Origin of the sequence: Streptomyces sp. TRM68416, assembly GCF_014596915.1 — a bacterium.
Classification (GTDB): domain Bacteria; phylum Actinomycetota; class Actinomycetes; order Streptomycetales; family Streptomycetaceae; genus Streptomyces.
The window spans coordinates 28,450-53,223 of record NZ_JACVWU010000038.1 but is presented as its reverse complement, the minus strand read 5'-3'; the positions used below and the strand labels follow the sequence as shown (position 1 = coordinate 53,223).

29 protein-coding genes are annotated in these 24,774 nt (G+C 72.6%); 13 read left to right on the top strand and 16 right to left on the bottom strand.

Annotated elements, in window-relative coordinates:
* Positions 1–49 precede the first annotated feature (49 nt).
* Together ICC28_RS38210 and lnt are read left to right on the top strand one after the other, a co-directional pair.
* Positions 50–526, top strand: coding sequence for a nuclear transport factor 2 family protein (locus ICC28_RS38210; RefSeq protein ID WP_188293460.1), 477 nt, complete (start codon positions 50–52; stop codon positions 524–526).
* 364 nt (positions 527–890) lie between these two features.
* Positions 891–2,465, top strand: a complete 1,575-nt coding sequence (gene lnt, locus ICC28_RS38205) for an apolipoprotein N-acyltransferase (RefSeq protein WP_188293459.1) — start codon at positions 891–893, stop codon at positions 2,463–2,465.
* Here the strand turns inward: lnt and ICC28_RS38200 are convergent.
* The gene (locus ICC28_RS38200; RefSeq protein ID WP_188293458.1) at positions 2,383–3,294 is read right to left on the bottom strand and encodes a Gfo/Idh/MocA family protein; all 912 of its coding nucleotides are present in this window, start codon (positions 3,292–3,294) and stop codon (positions 2,383–2,385) included. The genes lnt and ICC28_RS38200 overlap by 83 nt on opposite strands.
* The gene (locus ICC28_RS38195; protein WP_188293457.1) at positions 3,291–4,484 is read right to left on the bottom strand and encodes an FAD-dependent monooxygenase; all 1,194 of its coding nucleotides are present in this window, start codon (positions 4,482–4,484) and stop codon (positions 3,291–3,293) included. Before ICC28_RS38195 ends, ICC28_RS38200 begins: the two co-directional genes overlap by 4 nt.
* Positions 4,485–4,569: 85 nt before the next feature.
* On the opposite strand from ICC28_RS38195, the gene ICC28_RS38190 reads away from it, so the two are divergent.
* The 3 genes from ICC28_RS38190 to ICC28_RS38180 all read left to right on the top strand — a co-directional run bounded on the left by ICC28_RS38190 (position 4,570) and on the right by ICC28_RS38180 (position 6,321).
* Complete coding sequence (locus tag ICC28_RS38190) at positions 4,570–5,184, top strand: TetR/AcrR family transcriptional regulator (RefSeq protein WP_188293456.1); 615 nt, start codon at positions 4,570–4,572, stop codon at positions 5,182–5,184.
* 20 nt (positions 5,185–5,204) lie between these two features.
* Positions 5,205–5,714 carry a DinB family protein gene (locus ICC28_RS38185; protein WP_188293455.1) on the top strand — a complete coding sequence of 170 codons (510 nt, stop codon included), beginning with the start codon at positions 5,205–5,207 and terminating at the stop codon, positions 5,712–5,714.
* Between the two features lie 112 nt (positions 5,715–5,826).
* Positions 5,827–6,321, top strand: a complete 495-nt coding sequence (locus tag ICC28_RS38180; RefSeq protein WP_188293454.1) for a hypothetical protein — start codon at positions 5,827–5,829, stop codon at positions 6,319–6,321.
* 361 nt (positions 6,322–6,682) lie between these two features.
* Here the strand turns inward: ICC28_RS38180 and ICC28_RS38175 are convergent, their stop codons facing one another.
* The 5 genes from ICC28_RS38175 to fabG all read right to left on the bottom strand — a co-directional run bounded on the left by ICC28_RS38175 (position 6,683) and on the right by fabG (position 11,503).
* Entirely contained in the window at positions 6,683–7,204 is a 522-nt protein-coding gene (locus ICC28_RS38175; RefSeq protein ID WP_188293453.1) for a hypothetical protein, read from the bottom strand.
* Positions 7,205–7,307: 103 nt separating this feature from the next.
* Positions 7,308–7,991, bottom strand: a complete 684-nt coding sequence (gene ung / locus ICC28_RS38170; protein ID WP_188293452.1) for a uracil-DNA glycosylase — start codon at positions 7,989–7,991, stop codon at positions 7,308–7,310.
* A gap of 149 nt (positions 7,992–8,140) precedes the next feature.
* Positions 8,141–9,724 (bottom strand): ABC transporter substrate-binding protein, encoded by a 1,584-nt coding sequence (locus ICC28_RS38165; RefSeq protein ID WP_188293451.1) that lies wholly within the window; start codon positions 9,722–9,724, stop codon positions 8,141–8,143.
* Between the two features lie 243 nt (positions 9,725–9,967).
* Entirely contained in the window at positions 9,968–10,729 is a 762-nt protein-coding gene (locus ICC28_RS38160; protein WP_188293450.1) for an SDR family oxidoreductase, read from the bottom strand.
* A 12-nt stretch (positions 10,730–10,741) separates the two neighbouring features.
* Positions 10,742–11,503 (bottom strand): 3-oxoacyl-ACP reductase FabG, encoded by a 762-nt coding sequence (fabG, locus tag ICC28_RS38155; protein WP_188293449.1) that lies wholly within the window; start codon positions 11,501–11,503, stop codon positions 10,742–10,744.
* Positions 11,504–11,755: 252 nt separating this feature from the next.
* Between fabG and ICC28_RS38150 the strand changes: the two genes are divergently transcribed.
* On the top strand, positions 11,756–12,148 hold the full coding sequence (locus ICC28_RS38150) for an excalibur calcium-binding domain-containing protein (RefSeq protein WP_188293448.1): 393 nt from the start codon (positions 11,756–11,758) through the stop codon (positions 12,146–12,148).
* A gap of 1 nt (position 12,149) precedes the next feature.
* Here ICC28_RS38150 and ICC28_RS38145 read toward each other — a convergent pair whose 3' ends face one another.
* Together ICC28_RS38145 and ICC28_RS38140 are read right to left on the bottom strand one after the other, a co-directional pair.
* On the bottom strand, positions 12,150–12,566 hold the full coding sequence (locus ICC28_RS38145; RefSeq protein WP_188293447.1) for a DUF3037 domain-containing protein: 417 nt from the start codon (positions 12,564–12,566) through the stop codon (positions 12,150–12,152).
* Entirely contained in the window at positions 12,563–13,318 is a 756-nt protein-coding gene (locus ICC28_RS38140) for a HipA family kinase (protein WP_188293446.1), read from the bottom strand. The genes ICC28_RS38145 and ICC28_RS38140 overlap by 4 nt, the downstream gene beginning before the upstream one ends.
* Before the next feature lie 85 nt (positions 13,319–13,403).
* On the opposite strand from ICC28_RS38140, the gene ICC28_RS38135 reads away from it, so the two are divergent.
* A complete protein-coding gene (locus tag ICC28_RS38135; protein ID WP_188293445.1) occupies positions 13,404–13,823 on the top strand; it encodes a Rieske (2Fe-2S) protein in 420 nt (139 codons plus the stop codon).
* 20 nt (positions 13,824–13,843) lie between these two features.
* On the opposite strand, the gene ICC28_RS38130 is transcribed toward ICC28_RS38135, so the two are convergent.
* Positions 13,844–14,497: a cysteine hydrolase gene (locus ICC28_RS38130; protein WP_188293444.1), complete on the bottom strand. Its 654-nt coding sequence runs from the start codon at positions 14,495–14,497 to the stop codon at positions 13,844–13,846.
* Positions 14,498–14,651: 154 nt separating this feature from the next.
* Here ICC28_RS38130 and ICC28_RS38125 point away from each other — a divergent pair, with 154 nt between their 5' ends.
* Entirely contained in the window at positions 14,652–15,119 is a 468-nt protein-coding gene (locus ICC28_RS38125) for a pyridoxamine 5'-phosphate oxidase family protein (RefSeq protein WP_188293443.1), read from the top strand.
* 51 nt (positions 15,120–15,170) lie between these two features.
* Here the strand turns inward: ICC28_RS38125 and ICC28_RS38120 are convergent, their stop codons facing one another.
* On the bottom strand, positions 15,171–16,082 hold the full coding sequence (locus ICC28_RS38120; protein WP_188293442.1) for a LysR family transcriptional regulator: 912 nt from the start codon (positions 16,080–16,082) through the stop codon (positions 15,171–15,173).
* Positions 16,083–16,156: 74 nt separating this feature from the next.
* Between ICC28_RS38120 and ICC28_RS38115 the strand changes: the two genes are divergently transcribed.
* The gene (locus ICC28_RS38115; RefSeq protein WP_188293441.1) at positions 16,157–17,122 is read left to right on the top strand and encodes a DMT family transporter; all 966 of its coding nucleotides are present in this window, start codon (positions 16,157–16,159) and stop codon (positions 17,120–17,122) included.
* Between the two features lie 105 nt (positions 17,123–17,227).
* Here ICC28_RS38115 and ICC28_RS38110 read toward each other — a convergent pair whose 3' ends face one another.
* Positions 17,228–18,559, bottom strand: a complete 1,332-nt coding sequence (locus ICC28_RS38110) for an aminotransferase class I/II-fold pyridoxal phosphate-dependent enzyme (protein WP_188293440.1) — start codon at positions 18,557–18,559, stop codon at positions 17,228–17,230.
* Between the two features lie 35 nt (positions 18,560–18,594).
* Here ICC28_RS38110 and ICC28_RS38105 point away from each other — a divergent pair, with 35 nt between their 5' ends.
* Positions 18,595–19,281, top strand: a complete 687-nt coding sequence (locus ICC28_RS38105; protein WP_188293485.1) for a pyridoxamine 5'-phosphate oxidase family protein — start codon at positions 18,595–18,597, stop codon at positions 19,279–19,281.
* Here ICC28_RS38105 and ICC28_RS38100 read toward each other — a convergent pair.
* From ICC28_RS38100 to ICC28_RS38090, 3 genes are all read right to left on the bottom strand, one after another.
* Entirely contained in the window at positions 19,268–20,200 is a 933-nt protein-coding gene (locus ICC28_RS38100) for a DMT family transporter (RefSeq protein WP_188293439.1), read from the bottom strand. The genes ICC28_RS38105 and ICC28_RS38100 overlap by 14 nt on opposite strands.
* A 174-nt stretch (positions 20,201–20,374) precedes the next feature.
* Positions 20,375–21,388 (bottom strand): EamA family transporter, encoded by a 1,014-nt coding sequence (locus tag ICC28_RS38095; protein ID WP_188293438.1) that lies wholly within the window; start codon positions 21,386–21,388, stop codon positions 20,375–20,377.
* Between the two features lie 231 nt (positions 21,389–21,619).
* On the bottom strand, positions 21,620–22,162 hold the full coding sequence (locus ICC28_RS38090; RefSeq protein ID WP_188293437.1) for a Clp protease N-terminal domain-containing protein: 543 nt from the start codon (positions 22,160–22,162) through the stop codon (positions 21,620–21,622).
* A 217-nt stretch (positions 22,163–22,379) separates the two neighbouring features.
* Here ICC28_RS38090 and ICC28_RS38085 point away from each other — a divergent pair, with 217 nt between their 5' ends.
* A complete protein-coding gene (locus ICC28_RS38085; protein ID WP_317454174.1) occupies positions 22,380–22,547 on the top strand; it encodes a hypothetical protein in 168 nt (55 codons plus the stop codon).
* A 113-nt stretch (positions 22,548–22,660) separates the two neighbouring features.
* On the top strand, positions 22,661–23,089 hold the full coding sequence (locus ICC28_RS38080; RefSeq protein ID WP_188293435.1) for an SRPBCC family protein: 429 nt from the start codon (positions 22,661–22,663) through the stop codon (positions 23,087–23,089).
* 51 nt (positions 23,090–23,140) lie between these two features.
* Here ICC28_RS38080 and ICC28_RS38075 read toward each other — a convergent pair whose 3' ends face one another.
* A complete protein-coding gene (locus tag ICC28_RS38075) occupies positions 23,141–23,752 on the bottom strand; it encodes a PadR family transcriptional regulator (RefSeq protein WP_188293434.1) in 612 nt (203 codons plus the stop codon).
* Between the two features lie 163 nt (positions 23,753–23,915).
* On the opposite strand from ICC28_RS38075, the gene ICC28_RS38070 reads away from it, so the two are divergent.
* The gene (locus tag ICC28_RS38070; protein WP_188293433.1) at positions 23,916–24,725 is read left to right on the top strand and encodes a PhzF family phenazine biosynthesis protein; all 810 of its coding nucleotides are present in this window, start codon (positions 23,916–23,918) and stop codon (positions 24,723–24,725) included.
* Positions 24,726–24,774 lie beyond the last annotated feature (49 nt).

The window sequence follows — 24,774 nt, the reverse complement described above, 5'->3', positions numbered from 1 at the left end:
TCGCCGCACACCTCTTGGCCCCGGCCGCCCCGTGCCCAACACTGAGCCGATGACACAGCGTGTGGAGCTCGCGACCGTGATGGACCGGCTGGCCGTCGACGGGCTGGTCACCGAGTACGCGGTGGCGGTGGACGACGGTGACTGGCAGACGTACCGGGGGCTCTTCACACCCGATGGGCGCGCGGACTACCGCTCGGCGGGCGGCATCGAGGGGGATGCCGGCAAGGTCGCGGCGTGGCTCGCCGAGAGCATGCGGCTGTTCCCGATGCGGCAGCATCTGATCGTCAACCGCCGGGTGCGGTTCGGCGTCCTGGAGCAGGACACCGGAGACACCGCCCAGGTCCAGGCGGACTACGTCAATCCGATGCGCCTGGACCGGTCGGACGGCGGTTCGGCCGCCCCGGACTTCGTGTGCGGGGGCCGCTACTCCTTCGAACTGACCCGCACGGACGACGGCTGGCGGCTGCGCGAGGTGGTCGTGCAGGAGAAGTGGCGGCGGCTCCCCGAACCCGGGCCGACACGATGACCGACTCCCCCGGCGCCACGATGACGGCCCCGTCCCGCCCACGATGACCGACCCGCCCGGCGCCACGATGACCGACCCATCCCGCCCACGATGACCGACCCGCCCCGCTGCACGATGACCGACCCATCCCGCGCCACGATGACCGACCCGCCCCGCTGCACGATGACCGACCCATCCCGCGCCACGATGACCGACCCGCCCCGCTGCACGATGACCGACCCATCCCGCGCCACGATGACCGACCCGTCCCTCCCACGATGACCGACCCCGCCCGGCGACACGATGATCGATTCGCCCCGTGCGCTCTGTCCCGCGCGCGTCCCCAGCGCGCACACTGGAGGGACCACGGGGTAGGAGGCGCTGCATGAAGAGGTTCGGCCACTGGCTCGTCTCCCCGTGGCGGCGATCACTGGCCGCCGCGCTCGCCGGCGCGCTGCCCGTGCTCGCCTTCCCGGCCCCGTCCCTGTGGTGGTTCGCCTACGTCGCCCTGGTCCCCTGGCTCCTGCTGCTGCGCTCGGCGCCGACCGGCCGCCGGGCGCTGTACGACGGCTGGAGCGGCGGCTTCGGCTTCATGCTGGCGATGCACCACTGGCTGCTGCCGAACCTGCATGTGTTCACCTTCGTCATCGCCGCGCTCCTCGGCGCGCTGTGGGCCCCCTGGGGCTGGCTGACGCACCGCCTGCTGGCGGGGGCGCCCGGCCCCGGCCGGGTGGCGGCCGCGCTCGCGGTGCTGCCGTCGGGCTGGCTGGCGGTGGAGCTGGTGCGCTCCTGGCAGGGGCTCGGCGGCCCCTGGGGCATGCTCGGCTCCAGTCAGTGGCAGGTGGAACCGGCGCTGCGGCTCGCTTCGGTCGGCGGGGTGTGGCTGCTCAGTTTCCTGGTGGTCGCGGTCAACGTCGCCGTAACCGTCCTGGCGGCGGTCCGCCGCTCCCGCGTCCCGGCCGTGGCCGGTCTCGTCGCCACCGCGGCCGTGACCTCCACGGTCTGGGTGTGGTCACCCCGCCCGGACACACAGGGGCGGGCGCGGATCGCCGTGGTCCAGCCGGGCGTCGTCCAAGGGGCCGACAGCGGCGAGCGGCGCTTCGCGCGCGAGGAGCAGCTCACCCGTGAGCTGGCCGGCCAGGACCTGGACCTGATCGTGTGGGGCGAGAGCAGCGTCGGCTTCGACCTGGGCGCCCGGCCCGACCTGGCGGAGCGCCTCGCCGCGCTCTCCCGGGAGACCGACACCGACCTCCTGGTCAATGTCGACGCCAAGCGCTCCGACAAGCCCGGCATCTACAAGAGTTCGGTGCTCGTCGGCCCGGACGGTCTGACCGGCGACCGCTACGACAAGATGCGGCTCGTGCCGTTCGGCGAGTACGTCCCGTTCCGGTCGCTGCTCGGCTGGGCGACCTCGGTGGGCGAGGCGGCCGGCGAGGACCGGCGACGCGGCTCCGAGCAGGTGGTGATGGACGCCGGGGGCGGCCTCCGCGTAGGCCCGATGGTCTGCTTCGAGTCGGCGTTCCCGGACATGAGCCGCCATCTCGTCCACGACGGCGCCGAGTTGCTCATCGCCCAGTCGGCGACGTCGACGTTCCAGCAGAGCTGGGCCCCCGAGCAGCACGCCTCGCTCGCCGCCCTGCGCGCCGCCGAGACCGGCCGCCCGATGGCGCACGCGACGCTGACCGGTGTCTCCGCCGTGTACGACGCGAGCGGGCGGCGCGTCGGCCCGCCGCTGGGTACGAGCGCGAGCACGGCGGCGGTCTACGACGTCCCGCTGGCCGGCGGCACCACGCTCTACGTCCGGTTCGGCGACTGGACGGTGCAGGCCGCGCTGCTCGCCCTGGCCCTGTGGTGCGCCGGTGAGGCCGCGCGGGCGGTCAGGAGCCGGCGGCCTGCTCCTGGACCGCTCGCACCACCCGCTCGCACAGCTCATGGGTCGCCAGCGCGTCCCGGGCGCTGAGCACCTTCCCCGCGCGTACGGCGTCCAGGAACGCCAGCACCACCTGCTCGATGCCGCGCTGCCGGGCCACCGAGACCCAGTCGCCGCGCCGGCGCACGGTCGGCTGCCCCTTGTGGTCGATCACCTCGGCGAGGTTGACCACCTGCCGCTTGGTGTCCTGGCCGGAGACCTCCAGGATCTCCTCGGCCGAGCCGCTGAGCCGGTTCATCACGCCGAGGGCGGTGAAGCCGTCCCCGGCGAGCTGGAGCACGACGTGGTGCAGCAGCCCGCCCTCGGTACGGGCGCGCACGGTGACGTCGTCGACCGGGCCGGGCGCCAGGAACCGCAGCGTGTCCACGACGTGGATGAAGTCGTCGAGGATCATCGAGCGCGGCTCCTCCGGGAGCCCGATCCGGTTCTTCTGCATGAGGATCAGCTCGCGCGGGTGGTCGACGCACTGCGCGTACCCGGGGGCGTAGCGCCGGTTGAAGCCGACCGCGAGGCTGACCCCGCGCTCCTCGGCGAGCCCGACCAGCCGCTCGGAGTCGGCGAGTTCGTACGCCAGCGGCTTGTCGACGTACGTCGCCACGCCCGCCTGGAGCAGCCGCGTCACGATCTCCGGGTGCACGGCGGTGGGCGCGTGCACGAACGCGGCGTCCAGGCCCTGGGCAAGCAGCGAGTCGAGGTCGGTGTGCCGCTGCCCCTCGGGAAGGTGGAGGCCGTCGGCGACCCGGGCGAGGGTGGCGGGCGTGCGGGTCTGCAGATGCAGTTCGACACCGGGCTGATGGCCGAGCACCGGCAGGTATGCCTTCTGCGCGATGTCCCCGAGTCCGATGCAGCCGACCTTCACTGGCGCTCCCTACGTGTGCCTGGGTGTGACAGGACCGAAGCATACGGCGGCTGCGGCGGCCGCCAGTCGGCGATGCCGTCGAAGCCCCGCACCAGCAGGCCCGGTGCGGCTTTGGACAGCGCGGCCATCGCGGTGTCGCGTACGGCGATCCGGGCCCGGCCGGTCATCAGGTTGACACGGGCGACCCGCGCCGACTTGCGGGCCACGGCGGTCGCACGGGGCAGCCGGTCCGCGGTGTACGCCGGGAGGTCGTCCATCCGGTGGGCCAGCACGACCGCGTCCTCGATCGCCTGGTTGCCGCCCTGTCCCAGCAGCGGCGGCATGGCGTGGGCCGCGTCGCCGACCAGGGCGACGCGGCCGCGGTGGTAGGCCGGAAGGGGCTCGGCGACGTGGTGGACGTCGTGGCGCAGGACGTCCTCGGGGCGGGTGGCGGCGAGGATCGCGGGGATCGGGTCGTGCCAGTCGCCGTAGCGGCGCAGGAGTTCGGCCCGCTCGTCGGGCGCGCGCTGCCCGGCGGGCGCCACCGCTGCCGCGTACGCGTACACCCGGCCGTCCTTGAGCGGGTGCGAGCCCCAGACGCGGCCGCGCCCCCAGGTCTCGTGCGAGGCGAACCCCACGCCGGGCAGCGGAACCACGACCCGCCAGGTGGTGAAACCGCTGTACACGGTCCCGGGGTGGTCCGGGAACAGTGCCCCGCGTACGGCCGAGCGGATGCCGTCGGCCGCCACCACCAGGTCGGCCGCCAACTCGCCGTCCGGGGTGGTCACGCGGGCGGGGCGGCGGGCGTCGCCGGGGTCGGCGACGGTCGCGCTGACGCCCGTGCGGATGGCGCCCTTCGGGAGGCCGGCGGCCAGGCTGTTGACGAGGGTGGCCCGGTGCAGCAGGACCAGGGGGCCGCCGAAGCGTGCGGCGACGGCGGCCGCGTCGGTGCGCGCGAGCCAGCGGCCGGACGGGGCGCGCAGTCCCCCGTCGCCCTGCCAGGCGGCCAGGTCCCGGATCTCGTCGCCGAGGCCGATGACGTCCAGGGCGCGCAGGGAGTTGGGCGCGAGCGAGATGGCCGCGCCGACGGGTTCGAGGGACGGGGCACGTTCCAGCACGGTCACCTCGCACCCCCTGCGGTGCAGTGCGGCCGCCGCGGTCAGGCCGCCGATGCCGCCGCCGATCACGACGACCCGCTCGGTGCTTGCCATGGGTCCCTCCCCGTCGAACTACAGGTGTAGTGACGCACTGCGCCGACCGTACTACATCTGTAGTTCGACCGGTAGGTTGACCTCCATGTCCGTACGCACCACGAGCGCCCCCCGCGCCGACCTCGTCGCCGACACCGCCCTCGCCCTGCTCGCCGAGCGCGGGATGCGGGGCCTGACCCACCGGGCGGTCGACGAGGCGGCAGGACTCCCCCAGGGCTCGACGTCCAACCTCGCCCGCACCCGGCAGGCGCTCCTGGAACTGGCGGTGCGGCGGCTCGCCGAGCGGGAGGCACGCGTACTGGCCCTGGACGAGCTGCCGGACCCGCGCGGCGACGCGGACGCGGTCGTGGACGCACTGGCCCTGGCGGCCCACCGTTCCCTGACCCGCAACCGCGACCTGACGCTCGCCCGTTACGAACTGGCCCTGGAGGCCACCCGCCGCCCCGAACTGCGCGCGTACTACGACACCGCGGGCGCCCGGTTCCGCGACCGGCTCACCGCACTGCTCACAGCGCTGGGGTCGACCGATCCCGCCCGGCACGTGCTGTCCCTGGTCGCCTGGGCGGACGGACTGCTGTTCTCCTGCGTCGCCGGTTCCTTCAGCACGCAGGTGCCGAGCCCGGAGCAGATGCGGGACGGACTGCGCGAGCTGCTCGCCGGCATGCTCGGCGACCGTAAAACCGCTGGTGGACCGGGATGAGCCTGCGCGAGGATGCGCCCATGGCAATCGAACGCCATGAGCCCTCCGCCACCGCCGACGAACGCGGCATGCTGGAGGGCTGGCTGGACTACCACCGGCAGACACTGGCCCACAAGTGCGAGGGCCTGACGGACGCCCAGCTCAGGACCGCCTCCGTGGAGCCGTCCGAGCTGACCCTGATGGGGCTGGTGCGGCACATGGCCGAGGTGGAGCGCTACTGGTTCCACGAGATCCTCGTCGGCGAGGACCTGGGGGTGCTCTACTCCTCGGAGCAGGACCCGGACGGCGATTTCCACTGCTCCGACACGGACACCTGGGAAGAGGCGCGCACCACCTGGCGGGCCGAGATCGACAGGGCCCGGGGCAACACGGCGGGCCGCGGCCTCGACGACCTCTCCAAGGGCACCAACCGGGCCGGTGAACCCTTCAACCTGCGCTGGATCTACACCCACATGATCGAGGAATACGCCCGCCACAACGGCCACGCCGACCTGCTGCGCGAGCGCGTCGACGGCAGCACCGGCGACTGACGTCACCCTGCGGGGGCGCACGCCCTCCGTACGGGGGCGGAGATCACCCGTGCGGGGCATCCTCCGCTTGTCCGCTGTCCCCGAAGGGGCCGGAACCAGCAGAGTTGCGCGAGTGCATCGAACGACGACCACCGCAGCGCTCCTGGTCACCGTGGCCGTCTCCGCCCTCTCGGGGTGTGTGACGGTCCAGCGCCCGCCCGTGACCGCGCCCACGGCGCCGCCGTCCCGGCCACCGGCGCCCGAGACGAACGGCCGGGCGGAGCCCCGGATCGTGCAGGCGCCCGCACAGGAGGCACTGGAGCTGATCGGGCCGCCCCGTCGCCCCGACGACAAGAAGCCCGTGCCCGAGCAGCCCCCGGCACCGCAGGCCGACACCCCGGCACCGGCTAACCGGCCGTCGGTCTCCCACCCGCAGCCGCGTCGCCCGCACCCGCACCCCAAGCGGCAGTTGCCCGACGTACGGCCGCCGCAGCCGCACGTCGAGGTTCCCGACATCGAGGAGTCGGTCCGCAAGAACGCGGACGTGTGCGGCCTGGGCAGGAAGTACGGCGGCTGGCACAAGGACAGTCCCGAGGCGGCGATCTGCGAGCGGGCGTACGGCCGTTGACGCCACGGCCCGCCGCGGCTCCCGCCGGGCGAGGGGGGTACGGCACAACGCGTACGGCCCGCCCCATGAGGGACGGGCCGTACGATCCGAGCGCCGGGCAGGCCTTGCACCTGCATCTCCCCGCAGGAAGCGGGACGTCTTTCCTTGGACCACCAACGCAGTGCCGGTTTCCCCGCGTTCGCGGCGACCGGCTCAAGGTCAACTATACGGCATCGCACGCCCGTTCCACGACACAGGACGGCCCAGGACTGGGCAGGACGGCACGGGACGGCGTGGGGCGCAGGACCGTGCAGGGCGGCGGGGCGGCACAGGGCTCAGGGCCGCGCGGGGCGGGGCAGGGCGGCGCTGGACGGCGCGGGACTCAGGGCCGCTGCCGCGGCGGCCCCCACCCACCGCCCGCGGCCGGGCCTTCCTCGGCAAGCCGCAGCTCCAGCCGGCTGATCGCGGCCCGCACCCCGTTGCCGTAGCCGTCGTCGGCGAGTGCGGCGGCCGCTCCGCGAGCCCGGCGCAGATGGGTCCGGGCGGCCTCGGAACGGCCCAGCTTCACATAGTCGGCGGCGAGATTGAGATGCAGCGAGGGGTACAGCGCGCGCACCGCGAGTGCCCCTTCCCGCTCGGCGGGCCGGTCGCCGGTCAGCTCCTCCGCGGCCGTCAACGCCCGCAGGTCCCAGGCCAGTTCGTCCGAGGGGTCGTCCTGGGTGTCGGCCAGGTAGTGGGCCAGGGTGCAGCGGTGCAGCGGGTGGCCGTGCTCGCCGATCTCCGCCCAAAGATCCAGGAAGCGGTGCCGGGCCTCCTCGCGGTCCCCCGCGTGATGCAGCATGACCACCTGCCCGATCCGTGTCAGTACGGCATCCGGCACCGTCTGCCCCTGTCGCTCCGCCACCGCGCCCTCCGCACTCTCGCCCGCTTCACCCCCGACGCTAACCGCAGGCACGGACAATCGCCGCGAGGCGGGGCCGACCCGCCGGACCGGCCCCCGCTCCAGGTCAGCCCAGGTTCGGGATGCGCCAGTCGATCGGCTCGTGGCCCTGCCGCGCCACCGCCTCGTTGATCTGCGTGAACGGGCGGGAGCCGAAGAACTTCTTGGCCGACAGCGGGGAGGGATGCGCGCCCTTGACCACCACGTGCCGCGTCTCGTCGATCAGGGGGAGCTTCTTCTGCGCGTAGTTGCCCCACAGCACGAAGACCGCCGGGTCGGGACGGCTCGCCACGGCCCTGATCACCGCGTCGGTGAACTTCTCCCAGCCCTTGCCCTTGTGGGAGTTGGCCTCGCCGGAGCGGACCGTGAGCACCGCGTTGAGCAGCAGGACGCCCTGCTGGGCCCATGGCATCAGATAGCCGTTGTCCGGGACGGGCAGGTCGAGTTCCGCCTGCATCTCCTTGTAGATGTTGCGCAGCGAGGGCGGGGTCTTCACGCCCGGGCGGACCGAGAAGCACAGGCCGTGCCCCTGGCCCTCGCCGTGGTACGGGTCCTGGCCGAGGATCAGGACCTTCACCTTGTCGTAGGGCGTCGCGTCCAGCGCGGCGAAGACCTCCTCGCGCGGAGGGTAGACGGGACCCTTCGCTCGCTCCTCCTCGACGAACTCCGTCAGCTCCTTGAAGTAGGGCTGCTGGAGCTCGTCGCCCAGAACCCCGCGCCAGGACTCGGGCAGCATGGCGATGTCGGTCACGTCAACTTCCTTACGATCTGGGTCACTACGACGTGCGGTCGCTTCCTGACCACAGAACCTACCGGCGACCACTGACAACCGGCCCGGCGAAGGGCCGGGCCGGTGGTCGCTGCCGGTCGTCGCCGGCCGCACGGAGGGACTCGGAAGGGCTACCAGCTGGTCTTGCGGTAGAACTCGCCCATCATCATGATCGTCGACGGGTCCAGGGCCCGCTCGGCGCCGGAGACGTCGTTGTCCGCCGCCACGAACTGCCGGCCCTGCCACAGCGGCAGCAGCCGCGCGTCGTCGACGAGGATCTGCTGGGCCTCCTCGAAGTCCTTCTCCACGTTGGAGCGGTCGCTCTCCTGGCGGGAGCGGGGCAGGATGCTGCCGGTGATCTCGGGCGCCGGGTAGGGCGTGCCGAGGGCGTTCTGGTTGCCGACGAAGGGCGCGATGAAGTTGTCGGCGTCCGGGAAGTCGGGTGCCCAGCCGCGGCCGAACACCGGGTACTCGCCCTTCTGGTAGCCCGTCACGTACGTCTTCCAGGGGCGGCTCTTGAGGGTGATCTCGAACAGGCCGGAGGCCTCCAGCTGCTTCTTGATCTCCTCGAACTCCGCCTTCGTCTCGGAGCCGTAGCGGTCCGTGGTGTACCAGAGCTGGAGCGGAACGGGTTCGGTGATGCCGGCCTTGGTGAGGATCTCGGCGGCCTTGTCGGGGCTGGGCTCGCCGAAGTCGTCGAAGAAGCCCGTGGTGTGGCCGGTCAGGCCCTTCGGGACCATGGAGTACAGCGGCTCGACCGTGTCCTTGTAGACCTTGTGCGCGATGGCCGGACGGTCGACGATCTGGGCGACGGCCTTGCGGACGGCGGGCTTGGCGGCCCACGGGTCCTTCGGGTTGAACACCAGGTAGCTGATCTGCGTGCTGGCGCTCTCGATCAGCTGGAACTCCTTGCGCGCCTCGCGCGTCTGGAGATCGAGGATGTCGTCGGCGGCCAGGCCGCGGAAGGCGACGTCGAGCTCGTGCCGGCGCAGCGCGCTGACCATGGTGGCCGAGTCGTCGAAGTAGCGGATGGTCACGGCGCTGTTCTTGCGCTCGGCGTAGCCCTTGTACTTGTCGTTGCGCAGGAGTTCGGCCTTCTCGCCCTCCTTGTACGACGCCAGCGTGTAGGGCCCGGAGCCGACGACCGCGCCGTCCTCGCGCAGGGAGTCCATCGGGTAGCCGGCCGGGTCGACGATCGACATGGCGGGCGTGGCGAGCACGAACGGGAAGGTCGCGTCCGGCCTGTTGAGGCGGAAGACGACCTCGCGCTCGCTCGGCGCCTCGATCTTGTCGAGGCTGCCCAGCAGACCGGCCGGGCCGCCGTTGACGTCGATCTTGAGGATCCGGTCGATCGAGTGCTTCACGGCCTCGGCGTCGAGGGCGCTGCCGTTGGAGAACTCCAGCCCTTCGCGCAGTTCGCAGCGGTACACGGTGCTGGAGCTGTCCGTGAACTTGCAGCTCTCGGCGGCGTCGGGCTCGGGCTTGGTCGCGCCCGAGGGGTAACTGAGCAGCGTCTGGTAGATGTTGCGGAACAGTTCCCAGGAGCTGTCCCAGGAGGCCGCGGGATCCAGCGTGCTCGGCGCGCTGGTCGTCCCCACGACGATCGGCCCCTCCCCCTCGGAGGATTCCGAAGAGAGGATTCCGCATCCCGCCATCAGGGACGATATGGACGCGATGGCCGCCACCTGCCGCAGGCGTCGGATCCGGTTGAACACGCGCACGCTCCTCGATCTGCCATACCAAGGGTCGGCAGACCATACCGCAGAGCTTCGCGAATTGAACCGGTGTCTCACGGCGGCACTTGATCGATAAACCGTGACTACGTTGTCAGCACCGTGTGATCTGCGTCTCTATGGACGCGCAAGGCTCTTCTGTACAGGGCAAAACGGGCGTCGCCGCGTGCTGCGCGACGACGCCCGCGGCGGGGCTCGGCGGGTCAGCCGACGGGGCTCGGCGGGTCAGCCGACGCCGGCGTTGAGGAAGATACCGCCGTCGACGACGAGCGTCTGGCCGGTGACCCACGCGGACTGCTCGGACGTGAGGAACGCGGCGGCGCCGCCGATGTCCGACGGCACCCCGAGACGGCCCAGCGGGTAGGCGGCCGCCGCCTCCGCCTCCCGGCCCTCGTACAGCGCCTGGGCGAACTTGGTCTTCACGACGGCCGGGGCGATCGCGTTGACCCGCACCGTGGGCGCGAACTCGTGCGCGAGCTGCGCGGTCAGGTTGATCAGGGCGGCCTTGCTCACGCCGTAGGCGGCGATGAAGGGCGAGGGCGCGATGCCCGCGACGGAGGCGATGTTCACGATCGCACCGCCGTTGTCCTTCTGCCAGGCGTGCCAGGTCTTCTGCGCGAAGCCGAGCGCCGAGATCACGTTGGTCTCGAACACCTTGCGGGCGACGCCCAGGTCCAGGTCGGCGATCGGGCCGAACACCGGGTTGGTTCCGGCGTTGTTGACCAGGAAGTCGACGCGGCCGAAGGCCTCCATGGTGCGCTCCACGGCGACGGCCTGGTGGGCCTCGTCGTGGGCCTTGCCGGCGACGCCGATGACCCGGTCGGCGCCGAGTGCCTCGACGGCCTCCTTGAGGGCGTCCTCGTTGCGGCCGGTGATGCAGACCCGGTCACCGCGGGCGACCAGCGCCTCGGCGACGCCGTAGCCGATGCCGCGGCTGGCGCCCGTGACGAGGGCGACCTTGCCGGAGAGTTCAGGCAGTTCAGTCATGTCCGTGATCCTCTAGTCGAGCGGTCCGCCGGCGACGTACAGCACCTGGCCGGAGACGAATCCGGCGGCCTCGCCGGTGAAGAAGGCGACGGCGTTGGCGATGTCGTCCGGCTCCCCGACGCGCTGGACGGGGATCTGGGTGGCGGCCGCGGCCTTGAAGTCGTCGAAGCCCATGCCGACGCGCTCGGCGGTGGCGGCCGTCATGTCGGTGGCGATGAAGCCGGGGGCGACGGCGTTGGCGGTGACGCCGAACTTGCCGAGCTCGATGGCGAGGGTCTTGGTGAAGCCCTGCATGCCGGCCTTGGCGGCGGAGTAGTTGGCCTGGCCGCGGTTGCCGAGGGCGGAGGAGGAGGACAGGTTGACGATCCGGCCGAAGCCGGCGTCGACCATGTGCTTCTGACAGGCCTTGGACATCAGGAAGGCGCCGCGCAGGTGGACGTTCATGACGGTGTCCCAGTCGGAGGCGCTCATCTTGAACAGGAGGTTGTCGCGGAGCACGCCCGCGTTGTTGACAAGGATGGTGGGCCCGCCGAGCTCCGCGGCGATCCGCGCCACGGCCGCCTCGACCTGCGCCTCGTCGGAGACGTCGCAGCCGACCGCGAGGGCCTTGCCGCCGGCCGCGGTGATCTTCTCCACAGTGTCCTTGCAGGCGGCCTCGTCGAGGTCGATCACGGCGACCGCGCGGCCCTCGGCGGCCAGGCGTACGGCGGTGGCGGCACCGATTCCGCGCGCTCCGCCGGTGACTACGGCGACCCTCTGCTCAGTGCTGGACATGGCTGCTTCTCCTCGCCCTTGGGGTGCGGCCCAGCGGCTCGCCCCCAGATGAGCGACCGCTTAGTACCTTCAGCAGACGTGACGCTAGAAGCCCTGGCACGCGGTGTCAACGGCACACCGCACGCATGTGATCCATTCCCCGAACGGCGGCCGCCCCCGGAGTCACCCCATCAGCTCATCCCCGCGCGTTCCTACGGCCGTACGGCCCATAGCGTCGGACCGCGAGCCGCCCGACAGCCCAAGGGGGAACCCATGCACCGCCGCACCGGCGCCCTCGGCATACTGATCGCCGCAGCCACCGCCCTGCCCCTGGCCGGCACCGCGCACGCCCAGGACCTGGACTGCGTCGACTTCACCTACCAGGAGGAGGCGCAGGCCGTGTACGAGGCGACACCCGGCGACCCGCACCGGCTCGACGAGGACCGGGGCCCGGACGACGGCATCGCCTGCGAGTGGCTGCCCCGGCGCGGCGCCGCGACCGGCACGTCCACCCCCTCCGCCGTCACCCCGACGCTCGGCGTCCGAGGCGGGCTCGGCGGATCGTCGTCCTCCGGACCGAGCGACTGGGAGACCGGGGTCGGGGCGGCCTTCGTCCTCGGCACCGCGGGCGCCGCCGGCTACGCGCTGAGGCGCCGCCGCGTCTGACTCACCGCACCAGCAGCCCCAGCAGCCGTTCCGTCTCGGCCGCCGGGTCGGTCGTCAGGCCGGTGTGGACCGGGCCGGGCTGCACGATCGTGGAGCGGGGGGCGATGAGCCAGCGGAAGCGGCGGCCGGCGTCGTCCGAGGCGGCCTGACCCGCGGTGGCGCCGCCCGAGCAGACTCGCTGGACCGCGTCGAGGGCCGCGCGTACGCCGGGCAGGTCCGCGTCGGGGTCGAGGGCCAGCAGGCGCGCCTCGTCCAGGTGGGTGCGGGCACCGACGTAGGCCCGGGCTCGGCAGTAGACCAGCACCCCGGCGTTGATGCACTCGCCGCGCTCCACGCGGGGTACGACGCGCAGGACGGCGTACTCGAAGACCTCGCGGTCCCCCGGTCCGCCCTTGATGAAATGGCGGTCGTCGCTCACTTGGTCCCCTCGATGCGTTCGTGGATGACGGCGGCCCGGGCCAGCAGCGGGCGCGCGTAGGCCCGGCGAAGGTCGTCCGGGTTCTCGAAGCCGGGCTCGCCCGCGAGCCAGTCGTCCGGGATCTCGGCGGTGACCTCGGCGAGGAGGTCCTCGGTGACGAGGGGCGCCAACTCTGCGGCGGCCGCCGCGACATCGGGCCCGAAGGAAGCAAGGGCGTGGTCGGATGCGTCGTAGGGACGGGCCGCGGAGGCCTCGGCGCCGGGCCAGTTGTGGTGCCAGATCATCGTGGCGCCGTGGTCGATGAGCCACAACTCCCCCTGGACCATCAGCAGGTTGGGGTTGCGCCAGGAACGGTCGACGTTGTTCACCAGCGCGTCGAACCAGACGATCCGCCCGGCCTCCGTACCGCTCACGGTGAAGGCCAGCGGGTCGAAGCCGAGCGCGCCGGACAGGAAGTGCATGCCGAGGTTGGTGCCGCCGCTGGCGCGCAGCAGGTCCTGCACCTGCTGCTCGGGTTCGCCGAGGCCCAGCACCGGATCGAGCGCGACCGTCACCAGCCGCGGCATCCGGAACCCCAGGCGGCGGGCGAGTTCACCGCAGACTACCTCGGCGATCAGCGTCTTGCGGCCCTGTCCGGCGCCGGTGAACTTCAGGACGTAGGTCCCGAAGTCGTCCGCCTCGACCAGCCCCGGCAGCGAGCCGCCCTCACGCAGGGGCGTGATGAAACGGGTCGCGATGACTTCCCTCAGCATCGCCCCAGGTTAGCGGCCGTCTGAACGGCACAGGCGCGGCGCCCGTACCTGTGGGCGTGAGTCGAACATGGAAGGGAAGGCCCGCATGACCAGCGAATCGCCCCAGCCCGTCGCAACCCCGAGCCGCCGTACCGTCGTGGCGGCAGTCGGCGCCGTGGGACTCTCCTTCGGGCTGAACGCGTGCGGGTCGGAGGACGACTCCCCCTCCGCGTCCGCCGGGACCGTCGTCGCGAAGACCTCGGACATCCCCGAGGGCGGCGGCAAGGTGCTCAAGGACCACAAGGTGGTGGTCACCCAGCCGACGCAGGGCACGTTCAAGGCCTTCTCCTACGAGTGCACCCACCAGGGATGCCCGGTCACGGGCGTCTCCGACGGTGCCATCACCTGCCCGTGCCACAAGAGCAGGTTCTCGATCGCGGACGGCAGCGTGCAGGGCGGTCCCGCGCCCAAACCGCTCCCCGCGCGCGAGGTCACCGTGGACGGGGACTCGATCACGCTCACCTGACCACGCCTGCCTGAGCCCGATCACGCCGGGCCGACCCGGCCGCGCGACCGCCTCAGCGCGCCGATCGCCTCGTCGGTGGTGACCAGGGTGGCGACCAGGGCGAGCGTGTGCCGGATCATCGCGGAGGTGTACTCGGCGGGAACCCCGGCTATGGCGTCCGTGGGCACGACCACGGTGTAGCCGCGGTTCACGGCGTCGAACACGGCGTTCGGGATCGCCACGTTGGCCGAGACCCCGGTCACGACCAGCGTGCGGCAGCCCAGGTTGCGCAGCAGGGCGTCGACGTCGGTGCCCTGGATCGGCGACAGCCCGTGCAGCCGTCGTACGACGAAGTCCTCCCCGGTGACCTCGATGGGCGCGGCGACGCGGACCGCGGTGGTGCCGGAGAGCTGCCGGACGGGGAGCCGTTCGGCGGCGCGGAACAGGCGGGCGTTGCGGTTCGCGCCGCGTCCGTCGGGGCGGCGCTCGGCGACGGCGTGGACGACCTGCACACCGGTCCGGTGGGCCACCTCCACCAGCCGGGCGACGTTGGCCAGGGCGCCCGAGGAGCGGGCCTGCCGGGCGAGTTCGGGCAGGGCGGCGTCCGGTCCGACGACGCCCTGCTGGCACTCGACGGTGAGCAGCACGGTGCGGTCCGGGCGGAGGAGCTCGCTGAGCTGGTCGTTCGACGGCATGGTTCCCCCCTGGGCGCCGACGGTGTGGGGCGGGCGAGACTAGCCACCATTGCGCGACGGCGGAAGACGACCCATCCTTTTCTGACGTGATGTCAGAGGATCTCCTCATCGGGGAGGCCCTTCTCTGGCACGACGTGGGAGAAGAGGGGGCCGTATGACCGCCACTCAGCGCCGGGGCCGGAAGATCATGATGACACCCGGCGAACTGGACGAGTTTCTGACCACCCAGCGCACCTGTCGGCTGGCCACGGTGTCCGCGGACGGCTCACCGCACGTGAGCGCCCTGTGGTTCGCCTGGGACGGGAGCTCGCTCTGGCTGTACTCGGTGGTGCGCAGCAAACGCTGGGCGGACCTGCGGCGCGACCCCCGGGTGGCGGTCGCGATCGACAGCGGTGAGCAGTACGACGAGCTGCGCGGCGTCGAGCTGTCGGGGACCGTCGAGTTCGTGGGCGAGTGCCCCCGCACCGGGGAGCTGTGCGCCGAACTCGACGTCCCGGAGACGCTGTTCGCCCGCAAGAACTTCGGCCTGGAGGAGATGCCGCACGACGGCCGGCACGCCTGGCTGCGGCTGACCCCCACCAAGGTCGTGTCCTGGGACTTCAGGAAGCTGGCGCCCCTGTAGGACGTGTCCCGGGGGACCACGAGGCATGTGGACGGCCGTCTTCCCGCCCCCTCACCCCCTGGCCCCGACCCGCTCCCCCGCCGCCCGCAGCGCCTTCACCGCCGCCCGGATCGAGGGGCGGCGGTCGGCGTCCGCGCGCCAGACGACGTACACATGCCGCCGCACCCGCTGCTTGAGCGGCACGGTGACGACCTCGGCGGGCATCGGGTGACGGCCGAGCAGCGGGACGACGCAGACGCCGAGGCCCGCGGCGACCAGGCCGAGCTGGGTGTGGGTCTCGGCGGCGCGGTGGCCGACGATCGGTTCGATGCCCTTGGAGCGCAGCGTGAACATCAGCCACTCGTGGCAGAACTCGCCCTGGCCCCAGGTGATCCACTCGTCCTCGGCGAACTCGGCGAGGTCCACTTCGTCCCGGCCCGCGAACCGGTGGCCGACCGGCATCGCCACGTCGGCGGGGTCGTCCAGGAGGGGTGCCTTGACCAGGCCGTCCGGCAGCGGCATCGGCTTGTTGTACCAGTCGAGCACCACGGCGAGGTCGAGATCGCCGCGCACCACTCCGGCGACGCCGTTCTCCGGTTCCAGTTCGCACGAGCGCAGCCGCAGCGCCGGGTGCTGAGCGCGCAGCGCGGCCAGGGCCGTAGGGAACAGTCCGCGCGCGGCGGTCGGGAAGGCCGACAGTCTCAGCTCGCCGGCCACCTGCCCGCGCTGCGCCTCCAGATCGGACTGTGCCAGCTCGACCTGGGACAGGATCCGCGCCGCGTGCTCGGCGAGCAGCCGGCCTGCGTCCGTGAGGCGCACGCCCCGGCCGTTCTTGGCGAGGAGCTGCTGGCCGACCTCGCGCTCCAGCTTGGACATCTGCTGGGAGACGGCGGACGTCGTGACGTGCAGCCCTTCGGCCGCGCCGCTGACCGAGCCGTGCCGGGCGAGGGCGTCCAGGGTGCGCAGGCGCTCCAGGTTCAACATGTAAGCAATGCTACGAGATATGGCTCGAGAATTCTCGCTTGTGCTACGAAGTTGTGGGGCCGCAAGGTGATCCCATGACCACCGCCACCGCTCCCCGCGCGGCGCTCGACTGGCGCCTGCGCTTCGCCGCCCTCTCCCTGATCTGGGGCTTCAGCTTCCTGCTCATCAAGGTGGGCACCGAGGGCTACGCCCCGTTCCAGGTCACCCTCGGCCGACTGCTGTTCGGTACGGCGGTGCTGGCGGTGGCGATGGCGGTGAAGCGGGAGCGGCTCCCGCGCGGGACGCGCACCTGGGCGCATCTGACGGTCGCCGCGTTCCTGCTGAACGCCCTGCCGTTCTCGCTGTTCGCCTACGCGGAGCTGACGATCCCGTCGACGCTCGCGGGCATCTGCAACGCGACCTCACCCCTGTGGGGCATGGCCCTGTCCCTCGTCGCCCTCTCGGAGGACCGGCCCACCCGGCTGCGGGTCGCCGGCCTCGGCCTGGGCTTCCTCGGCGTCCTGACGGTGCTCGGCGCCTGGCAGGGCTTCACCGGCCTCGACGCCAGGGGCACGGGCATGGCCCTGCTGGCCTCGCTCAGCTACCCGATCGGCTGGATCTACGTCCGCCGCACCCTCGCCGGGTCCGGGCGCTCGCACCTGTCCCTGACCGGGGCCCAGTTGCTGCTCGCCACGCTCCAACTGGCCGTCGTCACCCCGCTCTTCACCTCCGTCCCCACCGCCTTCCCACTCCTGCCCCTGCTCGCCGTCACCGCCCTGGGCGCCCTCGGCACCGGCTTCGCCGTACTCCTCCAGTACGGCCTGGTCGCCGAGGTCGGCCCGACGACGGCCCAGATGGTCACCTACTTCATCCCCGTCATCGCGACAGCCGCGGGCGTGACCCTGCTGGGCGAGTCCCTGACCTGGTCGACACCGGTAGGCGCGGCGATCGTCCTGGCGGGAGCGGCACTGACGCAGCTCCGGCCGCGGGAGCGCGGCAGCGGCGCACCGGGGCACGACGGCCCCGCGGAGGGCGCGCGGATCTTGCAGCGCAGTACCTAGCCGCTGACCGCTGAGCTGACGCCCAGCTGGACGCGGGTCGGAAATCCGGACCCGGATCGTCGGCCCCCGCAACGCGCGGCGGGTCGGAAAATCAAACCCGCCTCCCTACACCCCACCACGCCCCGGCACCGGCCTCGCCGCAGCGGCCACCGCGTCCGCCAGGGCAACCGTCTCCCCCTCGGTGAGCGTCGAGACGGTGACGCGGATGCCGGGCCGTGCCCCCATCCGGAAGCGGGCCCCCGGCGCCACCGCCCACCCCGCGTGCAGCAGCCGCGCGACGGCCCCCGTCTCGTCCGGGACCGGGATCCACACGTTCATGCCGCTGCGCCCCCGGGCCTCGATCCCCCGCGCGGCGAGCGCGTCGATCAGCAGGTCGCGGCGTCGGCCGTACGCCGCGGCCACCGCCTTCGCGTCGACCGCACCCTCGCTCCACAGCCGCACCAGCGCGCGCTGGACGATCCGGCTCACCCAGCCGGGCCCGAGCCGCTGCCGGCCGCGCACCCGGTCGAGCGTGACGGCGTCGCCGGTGAGCACGGCGAGCCGCAGGTCGGGGCCGTAGGCCTTGGCGGCGGAGCGGGTGAAGGCCCAGTGGCGGGTGGTGCCGGCCAGCGGGTGCAGGGGCTGGTCGACGATCGCGTGACCGTGATCGTCCTCGATGAGCAGGGTGTCGGGGTGTTCGCGCAGGACGGATCGCAGCACGCGCGCGCGTGGGGCGCTCACCGCGGCGCCGGTCGGGTTCTGCGCCCGGTCGGTGACGATCAGGGCGCGCGCCCCGGCGTCGAGGGCGCGGCGGACGTCGTCGGGAAGCGGTCCGTCGTCGTCGACGCCGACGGGGGCGACGCGCAGGCCGAGGGCCGGGATCAGGTCGAGGACACTGCCCCAGCCGGGATCCTCGACGGCGACGGTGTCACCTGGCTTCAGATGGGCGGCGAGGACGCGTTCTATGGCGTCGAGCGAGCCGGAGGAGACGGCGAGGGGTCCGTCCGGCACACCGTCCGCGTCCAGTTCGGCCCGCGCGATACGGGCCAGCGCGGGGTCCACGGGTTCGTCGCCGTAGAGCACCGGATGCCGGTCGGCTTCCTCCGCCGCGGCCGCGAACACCCCGGCCAGCGGCGGCAGCAACGCCGGGTCCGGGTTGCCGTCGGCCACGTCGCGCACTCCCTCGGGCACGTCGACCCTGACGTACTCGCGCCCGGTGGTCGCGGGCCGGGGCCGCACCCGGCTGCCCCGCCGCCCGGCGGTCTCGATGACCCCGCGCTCGCGCAGGATGCGGTACGCGGCGGCGACGGTGTTGGGGTTCACTCCCAGCTCGACCGCCAACTCCCGCATGGGCGGCAGCAGTTGCCCGGGCGCCAGCTCGCCCGACCCCACCGCCGCCTCGACGCTCGCCGAAATCTCCGCAGCGCGCCGACCTGTGATCCGATATCCTCCTAGCACAAACAAGAGTATGCACTAGTGCAATGGAGAGTGCAATGCAGGAGACCCGGCAACCGACGTCACAGCCCGCCACCTACACGCCGACCGACCGCACGGTCCCCACCCGCGCCGCCGAGCGGGCCGCCTACGACAAGGATCTGGTGCACTCGATACTCGACGAGGCCTACGTCTGCCATCTCGGCTTCGTCCGGGATGGCGCGCCGGTGGTACTGCCGACGCTGTTCGCCCGGGTCGACGACCGCCTCTACGTCCACGGCTCGACCGGCTCGCGCCCGCTGCGGATGACGGGCCAGGCCGACCCGGGGCTGCCGGTCTGCCTGACCGTCACGCACGTCGACGCGCTGATCCTGGCCCGCTCCGCCTTCCACCACTCGATCAACTACCGGTCGGTGGTCGTGCACGGCGTCGCCCACCAGGTGACGGACCCCGAGGAGAAGCGGATCGCCCTGGACGCCCTGGTCGACCACGTCGTACCGGGCCGCTCCGCGGACTCCCGGCCCGCCAACAAGAAGGAACTGGCCGCCACCGCCGTCATCCGCCTCGACCTCGACGAGGTCTCCGCCAAGCTCCGCACCGGCGGCGTCAACGACGAGCCCGAGGACCTCGCGCTCCCGCACTGGGCCGGCGTCGTCCCCCTGCGCAAGGGCTACGACGCACCCGTCGCCGACGCCGGCCTCGCCCCGGGCACCGAGGTCCCCGAGTACCTCGTCAGGACACTGTGAGCTGCCCCGCGCGGCGCGTCTCCGCCGCCGCCAGCCCGGCGACCGACCCCAGCATCAGCAGGGTGCCGGCCAGCGTGGCGGCGGTCAGTCGTTCACCGAGCAGGACGACGGCGAGCCCCGCCGCGGCGACGGGCTCCAGCAGCATGATCACCGAGACCGTGGCGGACCGTACGACCGCGGCGCCCGCGAAGTAGAGGGCGTAGGCGAGCGCCGTGGGCACGGCCGCGATGTAGGCCAGCAGCCCCACCAGCCGGAGCGGTTCCGCGGTCTGCGGCAGCAGCCCCTCGGCCAGCGCGAACGGCAGCAGGCACAGGCTGGTGACCGCGAACGCCCCCACCGTCGCCCCGGAGACGTCGCCGTCACCGCCCCAGTGGCGGGCGAGCAGGGTCATGACGGAGTATCCGGCTGCCGAGACCAGCGCGAGCAGCACGCCGAACGGGCGCACGGTCGCGCCCCCGCCGCCGAGCACGAGGACGGCCAGTCCGGCGAGCGCTCCGGCGACGGCGGCCAGGCCGCCCCGCCCGAGCCGCTCCCCGAGGGTGAGCCGGGCGCCCAGCGTGATGAGCACGGGACCGGCGCCGAGGGTGACGACGGTGGCCACCGCGAGGCCGGTGACCTCGACGGCGGCGAAGTAGGACGTCTGGAAGACGGCCAGCCCGACGCCCGTGGCGCCCGCCCGCCGGAGCCGCCGGCCGCGCGGCGCCGGCCGGGCCGCGACCGTACGCGGTCGCAGCAGGTGGACGGCGAGCAGCAGCGCGAGTCCGGTCGCGCAGCGCCAGAAGGAAAGGGCGACGGGCCCCATGTCACTGGTCCGGTAGACCAGGGAGGCGGCCGCGCCCGCGGTGCCCCAGGCGACACCGGCGACGATCAGACAGAGGAGGCCTCGCCCGATGGGCAGGCCGGAAGAAGTGTGCGACACGCGTTCTCTCCGCAGATACGCAGAAGATCGGAAGGACGCCCGCTCGGCGGGGTCCGCGGACTGCGTCTGCGGGCAGCACCGGTCACCCCGGCGGCATGCCGGGGTGACGACCGGACGCCCGCCTAGGCGGCCGGCGGCGGAAGGACGAGCGTGTACGCGTGCATGATCGCGACCCTAGGACGCGGTGCCACGGACGGACAACTCCTTTTCCCCGGCACTCCCGGCACCGCTCGCGACCGGCTCCGCCGCCCCTTTGGAGGGGGCCGTGGACTGGGCGATGAGGGCGCCGAGGAGGACGACCGCGCCGCCGATGATCTGCGGTGCCGACAGGTGCTCGCCGAGCAGCACCCAGGCGAGCACGGTCGCGATGACCGCCTCCAGGCAGGCGACGACGCCCGCGACCTGCGGAGAGAGCCGGCGCACCGAGACCACGCCGGTGACGTAGGCGAGGACCGTGGCGACGAGCACGATCCAGGCCAGCAGCGCTCCGGCCGCGACCGGGGTGCCGTTCATGTCGACGGTGGCGGTGAGGACGGACCGGTCCATGGTCCAGGGGCGGGCCACGACGGTCAGCACGGCGGCGCCGACGAGCAGGCCGTAGGCGATGACGCCGAGCGGGTCCGGCGCCTCGTCGGCCGCGTCGCTGCCCTGGTCGGACAGGACGAAGTAGCCGACCTGGCAGCAGGCGGCGCCGAGGGCGAGCAGCAGGCCGAGGGCGTCGAAGCCGAGGCCGGACCAGACCTCGACGACACAGGCGAGGCCGCCGACCGCGAGGACCACCCCGAGAGCGGCGGCACGGGTCACCGGCCGCCGCTGCACGAACCGCACCCAGCCGAGCACCAGCGCCGGAGCGAGGTACTCGACGAGCAGCGCGACGCCTACCGGGATGCGGGAGATGGAAGCGAAGTAGAAGGCCTGGACGCCGGCCACGCCGAGCAGTCCGAACCCGGCGAGCAGCGCGGGACGGCGGCGCAGCAGGGCGCGGTGACGCACGGCGAGCGGCAGCATCACCAGGGCCGCGCCGGCCACCCTGAGCCACACCACGTGCAGCGGGTCGAGCCCCGCCTCGATCAGTGGCTTGGCCGCGACACCGGACCCACCGAAGGCGAGCGCGGAGACCAGGGCGAGGCCGAGCCCCATGCCCCTTCCCCGGCCGCCCTGACTGCTCTCTGACGTACGCACCGGCACATGATGACAGGGGACGACATGACCGTCACCCCCAATGACACCTGTCTCACCGGCTGGACGACACCGGGCCCGCTCAGCAGCGGGGCGCCACGCGCACGTCACACCCGTCAGCCGCACACGCTCGCCAGGCTCAGCAGCCAGGCTCCACCCGCCCGCCACGCCACGCAGCCGCACACGCTCGCCAGGCTCCACCCGTCCGGCACGCCCTGCAGCCACACGCGCTCGCCAGGCTCAGCAGCCGGGCTCCACCCGTTCGTCGGGCCGCCTGTCGACGCGCTCGAACACCTCGCCCGGGTCGATCCCGGCGCGGGCGAGCACCTCCACCGCCCGCGCCTCCTTGTCCACGACGATCGCGGCGAGCAGGTCGACCCCGCGGGCGGACTCGTCACCCCGGTGTGCGGCGCGCTCGCAGGCGTACTCCATCGCCCCCGCGGCCAGCGGCGAGAACCCCTCGACCTCGGTCACCACGGGCACGGCCCCCGAGTCCTCGACGCTGCTCTGCCACCGCAGCCCGTAGCCGATGCTGCGCTGGACGAGATAGCCGAGCAGCCGGGCGATCTGCGGGGCACCGTCGAACACGGCACGCACCTCGGGGTCGTACTCCAGCAGGGAGTGCAGCAGATGGGCCGTGTCGATCTGACGGTCCGCGTCCCGCACCGCACGGCGGCGCGCGCCGGAGATCACCGCTGCCAGCTCGGCACTGAGCCTGGCATCGTCTTCCGGGCGCCGTCCGACCTGGTCACGGGCCGGCTGGCGGGGGATACGGGGTTGCACATCCCCACCTCATCAGCCTCTTGCCGCCGGGTCATCCCCGGAGGGATGCATTCTCGCGTCCCACACAGAGTGGACCCGACGGGCCGGAATCTCCTCCTTGGGGAGGAGATCACGCCGTTTTCTCCCCGGGGCGCGCGCCCACTTGCCACGCGCCCCGCGCGCAACCGTGGGCCGCCCTCGTCCGTCCAACACGGGTATGGAGAGCAGGTGCTGGCTGGTGGCGTTACCGGCCGTCGACGGCAGACAGTACGTCTACCGGGTCTATGCCCCGGAGGACGCACTGCCCGCCGACCTGTTCTGGGACGCCTGGCACTGCCACGACGAGAGCACCTTCCCGCGCGCGTGGGACCTGTTCGATGCGGCAGTGATACACCTCGTCGGCTGAGGACGCCGGCCCACTCGCGGACCCACCCTTCCTGACGGTTCATCAGTATTGAATGTTCCGGGCGCTGCGGCTACGTTCCGCGACACCACAGCCCGAGACGAAGAGGTGGTCGCATGGCCGAAGTCAGCGCGGAGGCACGTATCGGGGCACCGGCCGACAAGGTGTGGGCACAGCTCACGGACTGGTCTGCGTACGGCGAGTGGAACGCGACCCACACCAGCTTCCCGCAGGGCGGCCCGACGGCCCTCGAAGTGGGCGGCACCTTCCAGGAGAACATGAAGCTGATGGGCTTCCCGGCCGAGGTCGAGTGGACGATCGAGGAGCTGGAGCCGGCCCGGGTGATGGCCCTGCGCGGCAAGGGCCCCATGGCCGTGAGCGTCGCCACGCGCTACACCCTGACACCGGACGGCGACGCCACGACCGTCCGCATCGACGGCGAGTTCACCGGCGCCGCGGTATCCCTGATGGCAGGCCGCCTCAAGGACTCGGGGACGGCGGCCCTGAACGAGTCGCTGCGCAAACTGGCCGCACTGGTGACCTGACGGCGGTACGACGAAGGCGCCCCGCGGAGTGATCCGCGGGGCGCCGGGCCGTCAGTCCTCGTCGGCGAGGATCAGGTACAGCTTCTTGCGGGCCTCGTTGACGACGGCGAGCGCCTTCTCGCGCTGCTCCTTGCTGCCGGTCTTCCAGACCTGGCCGAAGGCCTCCGTCAGACCGAAGCCGGCCTGCCGTATGTCGTTCACGGCCTCCCAGTCGACCCCGCGCGAGGCCTCCTCCCAGGGCGCCTCGGGCCCCTCGTCGGCCGCCGCGCGCCCGGCCTCGGTGAGCGAGAACAGCTTCTTGCCGCCCTCGCTCTCACTGATGATCAGCCCCTCGTCCTCCAGCAGCTGCAGCGTGGGGTACACCGAGCCGGGGCTGGGCTTCCACGCCCCGCCGCTGCGCTCGGCGATCTCCTGGATCATCTCGTACCCGTGCATCGGCCGGTCCTTGAGCAGGGCGAGGATCGAGGCACGTACGTCTCCGCGCCGCGCCCTCCCCCTGGGCCCTCCGCGCCCCCTGGGGCCCCAGCCCGGCCCGAAGCCCGGCCCGCCGAAACCGGGCCCACCGGGCCCGAACGGCCCGAAGGCACCACGCCGCCCGTCGAAACCACCACGGCCCTGACGACCGGCACCACCGTGTCCACGTTCGAATCCATGGCTACGCATCGCCATCACTCCATTCAGTCGTTGATCAGTCGCGATGCCTCAACGATATATCGGAATACGTCGTACGGCAAGAGTCAGACCGGAGCGACCGCCCGACCAAGTCGGTCCAGACCCTCCCCATTGGCCTTGGCCTGCGACTTTCCCGGCCCTCTACCGTCGGGCCATGCGCATCCGAATCGTCGACGCCTTCACCGATCGCCCGTTCTCCGGGAACCCGGCCGGAGTCCTCCTCCTCGACGCCTTCCCGGCGGACGACTGGCTCCAGAAGGTGGCCATGGAGGTCAATCACGCCGAGACCGCGTTCGCCCACCGGCTGTCCGAGGACTCGGAGGCCGACTGGGCGCTGCGCTGGTTCACGCCCGCCACCGAGGTGGCGATGTGCGGCCATGCCACGCTCGCCACTGCCCATGTCCTGCACGTCACCGGCGCCCATGAGGGCCCGGTGCGGTTCGCCACCCGAAGCGGAGTGCTCGTCGCCACGCCCCGCGCCGACGGCTCCTTCACCCTGGACTTCCCGACGGCCCCGCTGACCCCGGCCCCGGTCCCGGCCGGAGTCGCCGACGCGCTGGGCGCCCGGCCGCTGTCCGCCTTCGACACCGGCCCGAACGTGGGTGACCTGCTGGTCGAGCTCGCCGACGAGAAGACGGTCCACGCCCTGACACCGGACCACAAGGCACTCGGCGCCTTCTCCGAACGCGGCATCATCGCCACCGCCCGCGCCGAGGGCCCCTCCCGGGGCTACGACTTCGTCTCCCGCTGCTTCTTCCCCAACGTCGGCATCGACGAGGACCCGGTCACGGGCAGCGCCCACACCGCGCTGGCCCCGTTCTGGTCCGAGCGCCTCGGCCGCGCCGAGCTCACCGGACTCCAGGCCTCCCCGCGCTCCGGCCGGGTCCACACCGAGCTGCGCGGCGACCGCACCCTGCTGAGCGGCCGCGCGGTGACGGTCATCGACGGAGAGCTGACGGCCTGAGTACCCAGGGGCACGAAAAGGGGCGTACGACGACGCCGTACGCCCCCTG